Source organism: Nonomuraea sp. NPDC047897 (assembly GCF_043204415.1).
In the GTDB taxonomy this organism is placed as follows: Bacteria; Actinomycetota; Actinomycetes; order Streptosporangiales; family Streptosporangiaceae; genus Nonomuraea.
In genome coordinates, this window is sequence record NZ_JBIDCC010000009.1 from 49,929 (window position 1) to 64,562 (window position 14,634).

At 71.7% G+C, this 14,634-nt stretch carries 15 protein-coding genes; 8 read left to right on the forward strand and 7 right to left on the reverse strand.

What is annotated here, in order from left to right; translation table 11 throughout:
* The first annotated feature begins 255 nt into the window (after nt 1-255).
* The 4 genes from ACGF0J_RS20990 to ACGF0J_RS21005 all read left to right on the forward strand — a co-directional run bounded on the left by ACGF0J_RS20990 (nt 256) and on the right by ACGF0J_RS21005 (nt 5,345).
* Complete coding sequence (locus ACGF0J_RS20990) at nt 256-2,586, forward strand: polyribonucleotide nucleotidyltransferase (protein ID WP_393148175.1); 2,331 nt, start codon at nt 256-258, stop codon at nt 2,584-2,586.
* Nucleotides 2,583-3,896 (forward strand): M16 family metallopeptidase, encoded by a 1,314-nt coding sequence (locus tag ACGF0J_RS20995; protein WP_393148177.1) that lies wholly within the window; start codon nt 2,583-2,585, stop codon nt 3,894-3,896. The genes ACGF0J_RS20990 and ACGF0J_RS20995 overlap by 4 nt, the downstream gene beginning before the upstream one ends.
* Before the next feature lie 66 nt (nt 3,897-3,962).
* Nucleotides 3,963-4,700, forward strand: a complete 738-nt coding sequence (gene dapB / locus ACGF0J_RS21000; RefSeq protein WP_393148179.1) for a 4-hydroxy-tetrahydrodipicolinate reductase — start codon at nt 3,963-3,965, stop codon at nt 4,698-4,700.
* A 138-nt stretch (nt 4,701-4,838) separates the two neighbouring features.
* A complete protein-coding gene (locus ACGF0J_RS21005) occupies nt 4,839-5,345 on the forward strand; it encodes a GNAT family N-acetyltransferase (protein ID WP_393148181.1) in 507 nt (168 codons plus the stop codon).
* 69 nt (nt 5,346-5,414) lie between these two features.
* Here the strand turns inward: ACGF0J_RS21005 and ACGF0J_RS21010 are convergent, their stop codons facing one another.
* Complete coding sequence (locus tag ACGF0J_RS21010; RefSeq protein WP_393148183.1) at nt 5,415-6,290, reverse strand: 1,4-dihydroxy-2-naphthoate polyprenyltransferase; 876 nt, start codon at nt 6,288-6,290, stop codon at nt 5,415-5,417.
* Nucleotides 6,291-6,509: 219 nt separating this feature from the next.
* Here ACGF0J_RS21010 and ACGF0J_RS21015 point away from each other — a divergent pair, with 219 nt between their 5' ends.
* Nucleotides 6,510-6,845, forward strand: a complete 336-nt coding sequence (locus tag ACGF0J_RS21015; protein ID WP_393148185.1) for an RNA-guided endonuclease InsQ/TnpB family protein — start codon at nt 6,510-6,512, stop codon at nt 6,843-6,845.
* Nucleotides 6,846-6,894: 49 nt separating this feature from the next.
* Here ACGF0J_RS21015 and ACGF0J_RS21020 read toward each other — a convergent pair whose 3' ends face one another.
* Both ACGF0J_RS21020 and ACGF0J_RS21025 read right to left on the reverse strand, forming a co-directional pair.
* A complete protein-coding gene (locus ACGF0J_RS21020; RefSeq protein ID WP_393148187.1) occupies nt 6,895-7,503 on the reverse strand; it encodes a GNAT family N-acetyltransferase in 609 nt (202 codons plus the stop codon).
* Between the two features lie 44 nt (nt 7,504-7,547).
* Nucleotides 7,548-8,201, reverse strand: coding sequence for a CGNR zinc finger domain-containing protein (locus tag ACGF0J_RS21025; RefSeq protein WP_393148189.1), 654 nt, complete (start codon nt 8,199-8,201; stop codon nt 7,548-7,550).
* Between the two features lie 44 nt (nt 8,202-8,245).
* On the opposite strand from ACGF0J_RS21025, the gene ACGF0J_RS21030 reads away from it, so the two are divergent.
* Nucleotides 8,246-8,551, forward strand: coding sequence for a hypothetical protein (locus ACGF0J_RS21030; RefSeq protein ID WP_393148191.1), 306 nt, complete (start codon nt 8,246-8,248; stop codon nt 8,549-8,551).
* Here the strand turns inward: ACGF0J_RS21030 and ACGF0J_RS21035 are convergent.
* On the reverse strand, nt 8,527-9,936 hold the full coding sequence (locus ACGF0J_RS21035; protein WP_393148192.1) for a PLP-dependent aminotransferase family protein: 1,410 nt from the start codon (nt 9,934-9,936) through the stop codon (nt 8,527-8,529). The genes ACGF0J_RS21030 and ACGF0J_RS21035 overlap by 25 nt on opposite strands.
* On the opposite strand from ACGF0J_RS21035, the gene ACGF0J_RS21040 reads away from it, so the two are divergent.
* Together ACGF0J_RS21040 and ACGF0J_RS21045 are read left to right on the forward strand one after the other, a co-directional pair.
* Nucleotides 9,935-10,873 carry a DMT family transporter gene (locus ACGF0J_RS21040; protein WP_393148194.1) on the forward strand — a complete coding sequence of 313 codons (939 nt, stop codon included), beginning with the start codon at nt 9,935-9,937 and terminating at the stop codon, nt 10,871-10,873. The two genes, ACGF0J_RS21035 and ACGF0J_RS21040, sit on opposite strands and share 2 nt — an antisense overlap.
* A gap of 83 nt (nt 10,874-10,956) precedes the next feature.
* Entirely contained in the window at nt 10,957-11,355 is a 399-nt protein-coding gene (locus ACGF0J_RS21045) for an ASCH domain-containing protein (RefSeq protein WP_393148196.1), read from the forward strand.
* On the opposite strand, the gene ACGF0J_RS21050 is transcribed toward ACGF0J_RS21045, so the two are convergent.
* The 3 genes from ACGF0J_RS21050 to ACGF0J_RS21060 all read right to left on the reverse strand — a co-directional run bounded on the left by ACGF0J_RS21050 (nt 11,345) and on the right by ACGF0J_RS21060 (nt 14,488).
* The gene (locus tag ACGF0J_RS21050; protein WP_393148198.1) at nt 11,345-11,824 is read right to left on the reverse strand and encodes a GntR family transcriptional regulator; all 480 of its coding nucleotides are present in this window, start codon (nt 11,822-11,824) and stop codon (nt 11,345-11,347) included. The genes ACGF0J_RS21045 and ACGF0J_RS21050 overlap by 11 nt on opposite strands.
* A gap of 33 nt (nt 11,825-11,857) precedes the next feature.
* Nucleotides 11,858-12,346: a GntR family transcriptional regulator gene (locus ACGF0J_RS21055; protein WP_393148200.1), complete on the reverse strand. Its 489-nt coding sequence runs from the start codon at nt 12,344-12,346 to the stop codon at nt 11,858-11,860.
* Nucleotides 12,347-13,792: 1,446 nt separating this feature from the next.
* Entirely contained in the window at nt 13,793-14,488 is a 696-nt protein-coding gene (locus ACGF0J_RS21060) for a RadC family protein (protein ID WP_393148202.1), read from the reverse strand.
* Nucleotides 14,489-14,634 lie beyond the last annotated feature (146 nt).

Sequence of the window (14,634 nt, forward strand, 5' to 3'; positions counted from 1 at the left end):
CGCGCCGCTCCCTTCTCATATGGCCCGGTGTCGCCGGTTTAGACCGGCACAGACCTGGCATACAACTGAAGATCAGAGACACTGAGAGCCCCCGCGTCCGTTCAGCACCATGCGACCCGCGACGCCTGCGGGCCGGTCCTCGGTAGTGGCTTCCGGTATCTGACCGGGCGCTTCGATCGAAGACCGGCGCTGCACCTAACGAGGGTGCCGGTGAGAAGTACAGGGCGCGGGAGACCGACCAGAAGGAGGTCCCCCGTGGAGGGTGTCCACACCGCCGAAGCCGTCATCGACAACGGCTCGTTCGGCTCGCGCACGATCCGGTTCGAGACCGGTCGCCTCGCGCGGCAGGCGGCCGGCTCGGCCGTCGCCTATCTCGACAACGACACGATGGTGCTGTCCGCGACCACCGCGTCCAGGCAGCCCAAGGAAAACCTCGACTTCTTCCCGCTGACGGTCGACGTCGAGGAGCGCATGTACGCCGCGGGCCGCATCCCCGGCTCGTTCTTCCGGCGTGAGGGCCGTCCCTCCGAGGACGCCATCCTCACCTGTCGGCTGATCGACCGGCCGCTGCGCCCGTCGTTCGTCAAGGGCCTGCGCAACGAGGTCCAGGTCGTCGCGACCATCATGTCGCTCAACCCCGACCACCTCTACGACGTCGTGGCCATCAACGCCGCGTCGCTGTCCACGCAGCTCGCCGGGCTGCCGTTCTCCGGCCCGATCGGCGGCGTGCGCGTCGCGCTGATCGACGGCCAGTGGGTCGCCTTCCCGACCCACCCCGAGCTGGAGCGGGCCACGTTCGACATGGTCGTGGCCGGCCGGGTGCTGGCCGACGGCGACGTCGCCATCATGATGGTCGAGGCCGAGTCCACCAGGGACACGCTGAAGCTGGTCGCCGAGGGCGCCGTCGCGCCCACCGAGGAGACCGTGGCCCAGGGCCTGGAGGCCGCCAAGCCGTTCATCAAGGTGCTGTGCGAGGCGCAGTCGCGCATCGCGCAGGTCGCCGCCAAGGAGACCGCCGAGTACGCCGTCTTCCTCGACTACCAGGAGGACGTCTACAACGCCGTCGAGGCGGCCGTGAAGACCGAGCTCGCCGCCGCCCTCACCATCGCCGCCAAGCAGGAGCGTGAGGCGGAGCTGGAGAAGGTCAAGGCGCTGACCGGCGAGAAGTTGCTGCCCGAGTTCGAGGGGCGCGAGAAGGAGATCGGCGCCGCCTTCCGCTCGGTGATGAAGAACCTCATGCGCGAGCGGGTCATCAAGGAGGGCGTCCGCATCGACGGCCGCGGACCCAAGGACATCCGCGAGCTGTTCGCCGAGGTCCACGTGGTGCCGCGGGTGCACGGCTCGGCGCTGTTCGAGCGTGGCGAGACCCAGATCCTCGGCATCACCACGCTCAACATGCTGCGCATGGAGCAGGTCATCGACACGCTCAACCCCGAGCGGACCAAGCGCTACATGCACAACTACAACTTCCCGCCCTACTCCACCGGTGAGACCGGCCGGGTGGGCTCGCCCAAGCGCCGCGAGATCGGCCACGGCGCGCTCGCCGAGCGGGCGCTCATCCCGGTGCTGCCCACGCGCGAGGAGTTCCCGTACGCCATCCGCCAGGTCTCCGAGGCGCTCAGCTCCAACGGCTCCACCTCGATGGGCTCGGTCTGCGCGTCCACGATGTCGCTGCTGGACGCCGGCGTGCCGCTCAAGGAGATGGTCGCCGGCATCGCGATGGGCCTGATCGGTGAGGGTGACGACTACGTCACGCTCACCGACATCCTGGGTGCCGAGGACGCCATGGGCGACATGGACTTCAAGGTCGCCGGCACCAAGGACGTCATCACCGCACTCCAGCTCGACACCAAGCTCGACGGCATCCCGGCCTCCGTGCTGGCCGCCGCGCTCAAGCAGGCCAAGGGCGCCCGCCTGGCGATCCTGGAGGTGATGCAGGAGGCGATCGACTCTCCGGCGGAGATGAACCCGACCGCGCCGCGCATCATCACGATCAAGGTCCCGGTCGACAAGATCGGCGAGGTCATCGGCCCGAAGGGCAAGATGATCAACCAGATCCAGGACGACACGGGCGCCGAGATCACCATCGAGGACGACGGCACGATCTACATCGGCGCGACCGACGGCCCCGCGGCCGAGGCCGCCCGGTCGGCGATCAACGCCATCGCCAACCCGCACATGCCGGAGGTCGGCGAGCGCTACCTCGGCACGGTCGTCAAGATCGCCGCGTTCGGCGCGTTCGTGTCGCTCATGCCCGGCAAGGACGGCCTCCTGCACGTCTCGCAGATCCGCAAGCTGCACGGCGGCAAGCGCATCGAGAACGTCGAGGACGTCATGAGCGTCGGCGAGAAGATCCAGGTCGAGATCGCCGAGATCGACCAGCGGGGCAAGCTGTCGCTGGTGCCGGTCGAGGTCATCGAGAAGGAGGCCGCCGAGAAGGAGGACGCCCCCGAGCGGGCGGACACCGCCGACGGCGCCGACGACGCTCCGGCCGCCGACGACAAGCCGCGCGAGGAGCGTCCGCGCCGCACCCGCACCCGGGTGCGCGCGCCCCGCAACGAGGGTGGGGACGACCGCAACTCGTGACCACGACAACTACGCTGCACCCCGGCCGCGACGGGGCCGGGGTCGTCCAGCGCACCGTCCTCCCCGGTGGGCTGCGCGTGGTGACCGAGACCATGCCGACCGTGCGCAGCGTCGCGGTCGGCATGTGGGTCGGCATCGGCTCGCGTGACGAGGCCCCCGAGCACACGGGGGCCACCCACTTCCTCGAACACCTGCTGTTCAAGGGCACGCCCACGCGTGACGCCATGGAGATCTCGGCGTCCATCGAGGGCATCGGCGGGGAGATCAACGCCTTCACCGCCAAGGAATACACCTGCTACTACGCGCGGGTGCTCGACGAGGACCTCAAGGTCGCGGTCGACGTGCTCGCCGACGTCGTGACCAGCTCGCTCGTCACCGACGACGACGTCGAGTCGGAGCGGGGCGTGATCCTGGAGGAGATCGCCATGCACGACGACGATCCGTCCGACGTCGTGCACGAGCAGTTCGCCGCCGCCCTCTACGGCGACTCGCCGATCGGGCGGCCCATCCTCGGCACGGTCGAGTCCATCAACGCGCTCGGCCGCGAGCGGATCGCCGAGTACTACCGCCGCTACTACGAGCCGCGCCGCACGGTCGTCTCGGTGGCCGGCAACGTCCGCCACGAGGAGGTCGTGGAGCTGGTCGCGCGGGCCTACGAGCGGGCCGGCGCCCTGACCGGTCCCGCCGAGGCGGAGCCGCCCCGCACGAGCGGCCCCGGCGCAGAGAGCCACTCCGGCGTGCGGGTCCTCGACCGGCCCACCGAGCAGGCCAACCTGGTCCTCGGCACCACCGGCATGGCCCGCACCGACGACCGCCGCTTCGCGCTCGGCGTGCTCAACGCCGCGCTCGGCGGCGGCATGTCGTCGCGGCTGTTCCAGGAGATCCGGGAGAAGCGCGGCCTGGCCTACTCCGCCTACAGCTACACCTCGGCCTACGCCGACACGGGGCAGTTCGGCATCTACGTCGGCTGCCTGCCGTCGAAGATCGACGACGTGCTCAAGATCTGCCGCGACGAGGTGGCCCGCGTGGTGAGCGAGGGCCTGTCGGCCGACGAGATCACGCGGGGCAAGGGGCAGATGCGTGGCGGGCTCGTCCTCGGCCTGGAGGACACCGGCTCGCGCATGTCACGCATCGGCAAGAACGAGCTGGTCTACGACGAGCTGCTGTCGGTGGACGAGGTGCTGGCCCGGATCGAGGCGGTCACCCCCGAGGAGATCGCCGAGGTCGCCGCCGACGTGCTCAACCGGCCGCTCGCGCTGGCCGTGATCGGCCCGTACGGCGACAAGGACTTCTCCGGCGCCATCGCCTGACACGCGCACGCGCCGCGCGGACCCTCGGGTGGGGCTCGCGCGGCGTCGCCGTATAGGGTTGACCGTGTGATCAAGGTAGGTGTGCTCGGCGCGCGCGGCCGCGTGGGCGTCGAGGTGTGCAAGGCGGTCGAGGCGGCCTCCGACATGGAGCTGGTGGCCGCGCTCGACAAGGACGACAGCATCGAGGGCCTCACCGGTGCCGAGGTGGTCGTCGACTTCACCCATCCCGACGTGGTGATGGGCAACCTGCGGTGGGCCATCGGCCACGGCATCCACCCGGTGGTCGGCACCACCGGATTCGACGCCGCCCGGCTCGACGCCGTGCGCGGCTGGCTGGCCGCGTCGCCCGGCACCGGCGCCCTGATCGCGCCCAACTTCGGCATCGCGGCCGTGCTCATGATGCACTTCGCGCAGCAGGCGGCCCGCTACTTCGAGTCCGTCGAGATCGTCGAGCTGCACCACCCGAACAAGGCCGACGCCCCCTCCGGCACCGCCCGCCGCACGGCCGAGCTGGTCGCCGAGGCGCGCGCCAAGGCCGGCGTGGGAGCCATGCCCGACGCCACCAGCACCGCCCTCGACGGCGCGCGCGGCGCCGACGTCGACGGGGTCCGCGTGCACGCCGTACGCCTGGCCGGGCTGATCGCCCACCAGGAGGTGCTGCTCGGCGGCGCGGGCGAGGCCCTCACCATCAGGCACGACACGATGAGCCGCGCCGCGTTCACCCCGGGCGTGCTGCTCGGCGTGCGGCGGGTGCGCGAGCTGCCGGGCCTGACCGTCGGCCTGGAGGCCCTGCTCGACCTCTGAGACACGACGTGCCCACGACCTCAGGGTTGAGGTGGTGGGCACGAGGTGAGGAGGGGTCTCGGCGCCGCACGGCCGAGCCGCACGATCATCACACTAATCCAGATGCGCCCGCCGGACCCGGTATGGAATCGTGTCGCCGTGGCGCGATGGGCCGAACACGGCGAACTCAAGGATCTGGTCGCGATCGAGCTGGCGGCCGACGGGCTGTTCGAGGAGGTCGGCATCACCTTCCCGCCCGGCACGACGCAGGTCGAGGAGGTGACCGACGCCGCCTCGGTGATCGTCGAGGGCGAGCCGCCCGCCGGGTTCGCACTGGTCGGCTGGGCCGACGGCAACGTGCACCTCGACCAGCTCGCCGTCCATCCCGACAGGATGCGGCAGGGCATCGGGGGCCGGCTCGTCGCGGCGGTGCTCGGCCACGCGGCGGCGAGCGGCGCTCCGGCGGTGACGCTGACGACCTTCCGCGACGTGCCATGGAACGCGCCCTGGTATGCCAGGCACGGCTTCGCGGTGCTGCCGGAGGAGCAGTGGGGGCCGGAGCTGCGGGCGCTGGTGGAGCACGAGCGCGAGCTGGGCATCGAGGTGGCCCCCCGCGTGGTGATGAGCGCCTGGACGGGCGACGCGGGCCCGGTCACGCGGCTCTGACACGCCGGCCCGGCCGCAGGCGCGCAGGTCGCCCGACTGCACGACAGCGAACGCCCGCAGGCCGGCCTCCTACAGGCTGACGGCCAGGCCGATGGTGAACAGCAGGCCGTAGGCGAGTTGCAGCTTGCCCGTCTGCTGCAGGACGCCGATCAGCGCCGGACCCACCGCGCCGTGCAGCACCGTCTTGACCGGCACGATCGCCAGCGGCCCCGAAAGCACCGCCAGCGCGGCCAGCGGCGCCACCGGGGTCATCGCCACGGCGATCGCCAGCGGCACGACCAGGCACGCCGCGTACAGCCGCCGGGTGCGCTCCGCGCCCAGCACGACAGCCAGCGTCCGCTTGCCCGACCGGCCGTCGGTGTTCACGTCGCGCAGGTTGTTCACCACGAGCATCGAGCACGACAGCAGCCCGACGGGGATCGAGGCCACCAGCGCTGCCCACGACAACTGCTCGGTCTGCACGAACGCCGTGCCGGTCACCGGCACGACACCGAAGAACACGAACACCGCCACCTCGCCCAACGCACGGTAGCCGTACGGGCTCTTGCCGCCCGTGTAGAACCACGCGGCGGCGATCGCCGCGGCGCCCACCGGCAGGATCCACCAGGCACGCGTGGCCAGCACGAGGGTCAGGCCCAGCACGGCGGCGGCGGCGAAGCAGCCCAGCGCCGCCGCGAGCACCTGACGCGGCGCGGCGACCCGCGAACCGACCAGGCGCATCGGGCCCACCCGCTGGTCGTCGGTGCCGCGGATGCCGTCGCTGTAGTCGTTGGCGTAGTTGACGCCGATCTGCAGCAGCAGCGCGACGAGCAGCGCGACGAGCGCCCGCCACCACACGAAGCCGCCCTCGCCGATCGCGACGCCGGTGCCGACCATGACCGGCACGACGGCGTTCGGCAGGGTCCGCGGGCGCGCGCCGGCGACCCACTGGCCGGGGGTTGCCATCAGAGCCTCCCGAGGGGACTGTCGCCTTCAGGCGACGGGGGAATCGGGAGCGGGAGGGCCGCCAAGGCCCGAGCGTGCCGTGACCTGTCAGGTCTGCGGATCACGGGTCTCCTTCCGGGTTTTGTCGGTGTCTGCCGATATCGTGGTCGCGTCGTTACTGAGCGTGGGAGGTGGGTGTGCGCAGGTCGTTCAAGTTCCTGATGCGCCCGAATCGCGAACATGACCCGCTCGGCGTCCGGCACGATCGACGCGCCCGGCCGTAACGTCGCGCAGAAAGCCGGGCTCAACCGTTCGATTCTCGACGCGGGTTGGGGGGTGTTCCTGACGATCCTCGCGCACAAGGCTGAAAGCGCCGGTCGAGAGTTGATCGCAGTCGATCCCCGCAACACCTCCCGCACGTGCTCGCGCTGCGGGCACGTGGCGAAGGACAACCGCCTCACCCAGGCCGCGTTCGCCTGTACGGCGTGCGGGCACACCGCGCACGCCGACGTGAACGCGGCGATCAACATCTTGAGGGCAGGGCTTGCCCTTCGTGAGGCCGCGCAGGCGGCTTAGCGAGAAGCCACTCCCTTCAGGGAGCGGAGGAGTCACGTCGAAAGAGTCCTTAGCTGATGTCGGTGGTGAGCCGGACCATGCGGATCGGGCGGCCCATGTCGAGCACCCGCTCGGCCATGTCCTCGCCCCAGCCCGCTGACTCCAGGAAGCCCAGCACGGCGTAGTTGTCGGCGAACGCCCAGGTGACGATCCGCCGGTAGCCGTCGTCGCGCAGGTAGTCGACTGTGGCGTTGAGCAGGCGGCTGCCGTGCCCGCGCCGGACGAAGTCGGGGTCGACCAGCAGCGTCAGCATCTCGGCCACCTCGGTGGGGTCGAGATCGGGGTCCTCGGCGGGAGCGTGGGAGGCCAGCCCGACCACCCGCTCACCGCCACGCGGGGTCGCCAGGGCGGCGCTGCCGCCCGCCCCGAGCGCGGGGAAGCCCTCGGTGTCGAGGATGGTCTCCACCGCGACCAGCACCCGGTGTCTCGACGTGGGCGGGGCGACGATCGCCTCGTCCCACTGCCGCAGCCACATCTTCTCGGCCGCCGGGCCGGTCATCTGCTCCAGAGGGCCCTCGGGGAGGAAGTCCCGATAGCCGTAGCGCCAGGCACGAACCTGAACATTCGCCACCTGAAGCACATCCTCGCGCCGGGCCGCCCGGACGCCTACGTCTGCCATCTCGGCCCGCTCCTTCGCCTGCCGTTCGTGCCACAAGGCACGAGTTACACCGTATCGGTGTTTGGACCTTGGGGAGGACGCGAACCCTGCTTCCTTGCCCGGTAAGCCCGTGTTTTGGTGCGGTTGCCACAGACCCGCATGGAACACCACGAGCGCGATCGGTTCCTGGAGGCGTCGATGAACGCCCACTGGCAGGTGATCTCCGCGCAGACCTTCAGCCGGTCCCACGAGGCGCCGGCCGTGGCGGCGGCGATCGAGGCCAGCGCGCCCCGCACGCCGCCGTCAACCGGAGCCAGCCGCGGCCCGCCGCCCGCCCGCGCCGGGCCCGTCCCGCGCGCGGGGCCTGTCCCGTACGCCGAGCCCGTCCCGTGCGCGGGGCCTGTCACGTTCGCGAGACCTGTCCCATGTGCCGGGTCGTTCCCGTGTGCCGGGCTGCTCGCTCGCGCTGTGCCGTCCGTGGTCACCCGCAGCGGCAGGACGGGAAGGTCGGCCGGGGCGCCCCGCAGTGCCGCGCGCAGTCCTTCGCGCAGCGCGACCGCCGTGGCCAGGTCGTCGTCGCAGGCCCGGTCGCCCCGCCCCGCCAGGCCGTGCTCGCGCAGCCATACCGCGAGCTCCGCCGGCGAGGCCAGCTCGTCGGTGTCGGACTCCACGTCGTAGGTGTTGAGGAAGTCGCGCACGGTCTCCGCTGGCGCCAGCATGTCACCACTGTACGGCAATGGCCGGTTGCAGCATGATGGTCCCTATGATCGTTCGCACCTGGCGGGGCTGGACCCGGGCGGCCGACGCCGCGGCCTACGAGGACTACCTGATGCGCACGGGGTTCGCCGAGTACACCGCGACTCCGGGCAACCGGGGCGCGTACTTCACCCGGCGCGAGGCGGGGGAGCGGACGGAGTTCTTCCTGATCACGTTCTGGGAGTCGTGGGAGGCGGTGCGGGCCTTCGCGGGCGACGAGCCCGGCCGGGCGGTGTTCTATCCCGAGGACGACTCGTTCCTCGTCGAGCGGGAGGTCACCGTGGACCACTACGAGGTCTTCGCCAGCACCTGATCGAGGGCCTGGCCGAGCCGCCGGACGCCCTCCACCAGCTCGGGCAGGTGGGTGGCCGCGATGTGCGTCACCCGGATCCGGGGCCCGGGCGGCTCCGACGGGTAGTACATCCGGCCGGGGCTGACCAGCGCGCCGTTGCGTTTGGCCGCCTCGACCAGCGCGGCCTCGTCCGTCTCCGGCGGCAGCCGGACCCACAGGTGCATGCCGCCGCGTGGCAGCAGGTGCAACTCCGCCGCGGGCATCCGCCGCGCCAGCTCGGCGGCGAGCGTGTCGCGGCGGACCACGATCTCGGCCCGTACGGCCTCCCGATGCCGCCGCCAGCCGGGCGAGCCCAGGAACTCCAGCGCCGTCTCCTGCAGCGGCCTGGCCACGAAGAACGACTCCACGAGCTGACTGGCCCGCAGCCGGTGCGCGGCCGGCCCGCGCGCGATCACGGCCGCCACCCGCATGCTCGGCGACAGGATCTTGGTGAGCGAGGCGATGTGGACGACCGTGCCGTGCGCGTCCATCGACACCAGCGGCGGGGGAGCCTGACCGGTCAGGTGGCGGGCGAAGTCGTCCTCGATGACGAACGCGCCGGCCTCCCGCGCCACATCGAGCACCTGGCGGCGGCGCTCGGTCGGCAGGGTCGCGCCCGTGGGGTTGTGCAGCGTCGGCTGGGTGAGGAACACCCGCGCGCCCGTCACCGCGAACGCCTCGGCGAGCAGGCCGGGCCGCACCCCGTCGCGGTCCATCGGGACGGCCGCCGCCCGCAGGCCCGCCGCCCTGGCCGCGGCGAGCGCCCCCGGGTAGGTGGGCGTCTCCACGAGGACCCGCGTCCCCGGGGCGGCCAGCGCGCGGAAGGCGTGCGTCAGCGCGGCCTGGCCGCCGGAGACGATCAGCGCGTCGCCGGCCGTCACGTCGCCGCCCGCCTCTGCCGCGAACCACCGGCGCAGCTCCACCAGCCCGTTCAGCGGCGGCATGGCCCAGGCGTCCGGCCGGCGGACGGCCCGCGCCGTCGCCGCGGCGAGCTGCGCGTCGGGCCGCAGCCCCGGATGCAGGTAGCCGCCGGTGAGCGGCACCACGCCCTCGGGAGCGCCGCTGAGCAGGTTGGCCACCGCCGACTCGTCCACGACCCGGTCACCCAGGGCGACGGTCTGCCAGGACAGGTCGGCCGCCTCGGCGGGCCGCTCCGGAGGGTGCGCGACGAAGGCGCCGCTGCCCGGCCTGGTGATCACCCGCCCCTCGGCGGCCAGCCGGCCGAGGGCGCGCGACACGGTGACCGGGCTGACGCCGTGCCGTCGCATGATCTCGCGGCTGGACGGCAGACGGTCACCGGGACGCAGCCGGGCGGCCTCCTGCCGCAGTATCGCGGCGATCTGGGCGATACTGCTATCGTTGTCCATGAGGAACCATGATAGCGCTATTGTCGCCAGGTCGGTAGCGGTCCCCGCCCCGGTGACGCCGTCCGGTGAGCGGAGAAAGGGCACCGCCCTGGCCTTCCTCGGCGTCCTGGCGTTCTCGGGCTCGTTCCCGGCCACCGTCTACGCGATGCGCGGCTTCGACCCGTGGCTCGTGGCCGTCGGCCGGGCCGTGATCGCCGGGGCGATAGCACTCGTCTGCCTCAAGGTCGCACGCCTGCCACTGCTACCGCCCCGCGAGCGCTGGCCCGCGTACGCGCTGATCTCCCTCGGCGTCGTCTTCGGCTTCCCCGTCTTCAGTGGCCTGGCCCTCGACCTCGGCGCCACGACGGCCCACTCCGCCGTCGTCATCGGCCTGTTGCCCGCCGCCACCGCGGCCTGCGCCGTCGTGCGCGCCGGCGAACGGCCCCGGCCCCTGTTCTGGGCCGCCTGCGCGGCCGGGGCCGCCGCCATCACCGCGTTCACCTTCACCCGCGGCCAAGGCACGGCGAACGCCGCCTGGGCCGACCTGCTGCTGGTGGGCGCGCTGCTGTCGGCCGCCGTCGGCTACACCGAGGGCGGCCGGCTCTCCCGTGACACGCCCGGCTGGCAGGTGATCTCCCACGCCCTCGTCCTGTCGCTGCCCCTCACCGTCCCGGTGACGGCCGTGCTCGCGGCCACCACACCCGTCCAGCCGTCCACGGAGGCGCTGGCCGGCTTCGCGTACGCCGGAGTGGTCTCGATGTTCCTCGGCTTCCTGCCCTGGTACGCCGGCCTGGCGCTCGGCGGCATCGCCCGCGCCGGGCAGACGCAGCTCACCCAGCCGCTGCTCACCCTGGTGTGGGCGTGGTTCCTGCTGGGGGAGAGGTTCGGCCCGGCGACCGTCGCCGGCGCCCTGGCCGTCCTGGCCTGCGTCGCCGTCACCCAGCGCACCCGCACCTGACCCCCACCGAAGTGGCGCCGCGCGGTCGCGGACGCCGAAGTCGAGATGCGGGAGCAGGCCGCCGATGCCCTACGATCGGCGCCATGTGGGGACGAATGGACGGCCTGCGCGTTCTCGAACTGGGTGCCCCCGGCCAGATGCGCAAAGAACTGACCGACCTGACGCTCGCGGGCGTCAAGCGCGCCACGGCCGGCCTCCTGGAGCTCGACTACCACGCGGAGGGCGAGCCGCTGGAGCACGTCGGCGAACGCCTGGCCCTGGTGGACGACTCGGGCGCCAAGGCCGCCGTGCTGGAGGTCGTCGACGTGCAGCAGGTGCCGTTCGCCGAGGTCACCTGGGAGTTCGCCGAGGCGGAGGGTGAGGGCTTCCGCTCCCTCGACCACTGGCGCGAGGCCCACCGCCGCTACTGGTCCGGCGAAGGTCACGAGGTGGACGACTCCTCCACCGTCGTCTGCGTCCACTACCGCCTGGTCAGCGCCTAGGCCAACGTTCCTCGGGCGAGACGTAGCTCCCCCGCTGCGGGACCGTGTATATCCATCCTTGCTCGCGAAGGAGCGCCAGAGCCCGTCGCACGGTCTCGCGCGCGACGGAGTATCGCTGCACCAGCGTGGCCTCGCTCGGGAGGGGTCGTCGCGGGCGTAGCTCGCCCGTCTGGATCGCGGCGCTGATGTCGGTCGCCATCCGCTGGTAGAACGGCACTCTCCTCGGGGCATATGGCGCCTGCCCCGCCGCACCCACGAACGCGCCCCGGCCTGGCACGGTGTGGATGAGCCCGTCGTCCCGCAGTGTCCGGATCGCTCGGCGTGCGGTGGTGCGGGCGACCCCGAACTCCCGCTGCAGTTCGGCTTCACTCGGGACCGGCGTCCCCGGCGGCAGACCGTCGGCGATCCGTTCGCGCACGATCAGGCTGATCTGCAGGTAAAGGCGGGTGTCGCCCTCGCGGTCGAGCATGTGGATCAGGCTACCCGCACGCAGCGTGCGCGGTCAGGAACTCTCGGTATCAGGCCACTTCTCTGGGCTGGAGACGTACGTGCCTCGGTAGGGGACGGTGAACACCCAGCCCTGATCCCTGAGGTGGGCCACTGCCTGGCGGGCTGTCACCTTCGCGACGCCGTACTGCCGCATCATGACCTTCTCTCCCGGGATCGCCCTGTTCGGAGGGATCTCTCCGCGCCTTATGCGCTCCACGATCTCCTCGGCGATGCGCTGGTAGACAGGGATCTTCCTTGGCGCGCGGGGGTTGCCGGGCTCGCCGACGAACGTTCCTTCGCCCTGGATCGTGTAGGCCATGCCCTGTTCGCGCAGTTCTCGGGCGACGCGCCGGGCAGTGGTGCGGGCGATGTCGTAGTCCCGTTCGAGCTTGGCCTCGCTGGGCACAGGGTCGCCCGCCTTGAGCTCTCCACGCTCGATCTGCTCGCGGATGAGGTCGGCGACCTGCTTGTAGAGGGGTACGGGACCTTCGCGATCAAGCACGTTGGGAGTATAGACGAAACCGTACATGAGTGCACAAAGCAGACGCTCATTCGAGCGTGTGGATACGTAGGTAGACCTGTGAAGAGGTATGGTCTATTCTCGTTGGGTGCTTTGGGGATCGGACAACTGTGTCAGCCCTCACGCGGCGGAGCCCCGGGGCGCATTCGTCGCGATCGACTGGGATCGCGAACGGCCTCGTACCGAGCGGGTGCGCGTGCGCGCCCATACCTGTCCCTGCCGCCCGGTCTTCTACGAGTTGTGCCAGGCGGGCGGATTGCGCTTCATCAGGAGGACCACTGTGCGACGTGGACGCAGGAAAACCATGGAATCCCCTCGAACGCAGGCTAGGGCTGTCGACCACCTGTGGGAGTTGTTGCTGACCGGAAGGGCTCGATGATGGTTGGTACACGGCTTGTCCAGTTCGTGCCAATTGCTCAAAGATGCTCGCTGATACTCCTGGAGCATCGTTAACCTGCGGAGGGAGTGGGATTCCCTCTCTCGCGGAGTGTCGAGGCGCTCCAGGGCCTCGATCGACGGGCGCGTGCCATCCAGGACGCGTTCGTGCACCAGGACAAGCACCAGCCCTGGCTTGTCCTGCCCCGGCAGGTGTCATCCCGCAGCGTCACCGCCTGCCGGGGCACAGGCTCGTCCGCCTCGTGTGGATGCGAGGCGGACTGTTCCCTGGGGCCCCCGTAGAGGTGTCGCCGATGGGTGCGATGCCTTTCCGCGCCGGGCGGGGCGGACGTGGGCCGTCCAGGAGCCCGGCACGGAGTGCCGGAGGCACGGGTGTCACCGTCCGCCGAAGGGGGTGACGGCGTTCCACGGGCGCGACGTGAGCTCCGATGCCTCGCGCCGCTCGGGACGGGGGTCGCCGCGCTGTCAGGGCTCGCTCCTTGTCCGTCGGCCCGCTTCTCGGGCGAGGGCGCATGGGCGTGTTCTCGCGGAGAGCCGGAGCGCGACTGCTGGGGGAAGGGCAGTGCGCCGGCCCTCGGCCCGAGGGCCGTTCGGTGCTCGGGCCGTCGCAGCGGCCCCTCCGGGTGCCGTCACGCTCCGCCGACGCGTGACGGCATGCCCAGAGGGCGTCTACCCGGCGAGGCCCTCGGGCCTGGCCGGACTCCTCGTGAGCGACTCTCACTCACAACGCTCGCGAGGAGCGAAGCACTCCTGCCCTCTCGTCTGCCGCTGAGGGGGCAGGAGGAGTGGCCCTTCGCCGGTCTCCGGATCGCTCCCCGGGGACCGGCGAAGGGCGCGCCCTGCGCGCCGGCACGCGGATGCCGCCGACCGTGGGCGCGCGGGCGCAAAGGGACGTGGGCCCGCGCTCTCCGGGAGGCGCGGGACCACGCCCGGGTGTGCGTGCCGACCCGGAACCTCCACCGTGGCCGACCCGCGGCAACAGAATGGCACGCTGCCCTGGCGCGACGCTGACGTTCAGCGCTTTCGGCGGGATCATGGTGGTTGCTCCCGAGAGGCGATGGTGGTCCCGGCCATGAGGGGGACGCGGCGCCAGGCCGAGTCGGTGACGACCAGGTGATCCAGGAAGCGCAGCCCCACCGTCTGGGCGGCCTCGGCGACGCGAGCCGTGGCGGTCAGGTCGTCGTCGCTCGGGTCGAGCGAGCCACTCGGATGGTTGTGGGCGAGGCCGAAAGCCGTGCCGCCCGAGGTGAGGACCGAGGCGATGATCTCCCGGATCGGCACCGTGGTGTGGTCGGCGCCGCCCTCCGACAGGACCGTGCGCCTCAGCACCCCGCCCCGCGGGTCGCACACGACCACCACCAGCCGCTCACGCGAGTGGCCGCGCAGCAGCGGAGCGGCCACGGCGGCCAGGTCGGCACTGCCCGTCACCCGAGGGCGTTCGGGCTCGGCCTGCGCACGCCGTACGAGATGGAAGGCCGCGGCGACCCGCGCCGCCTTCGCAGGGCCCACGCCGGGCACGGCCAGCAGCCGGTGCGGCTCCGAGCGGGCCAAGCCGTCGAGGTCGCCGCAGTGGTCGATCACCTGGGCCGCCAGGTCCATCGCGCTCGTGCCGCGGAACCCCGAACCGAGCAGCACGGCCAGCAACTCCCGGTCGGCGAGCGCCGAGGCGCCGCTCGTCATGAGCCGCTCGCGGGGGCGCTCGCGTCGCGGCAGGTCTTTGACTCGCACACCCTCGTTGTATCAACGGGCACCGACAAACCCTGTTCACCCGGTGGAGTCGAGAGTGCACGCACGGTGCGGGGGATTCCCGCCGGTGAACGCGTTGGGTCGGGCCGAGGCTGGGCACACGGACGGGGTGGCACAACCGATACCGA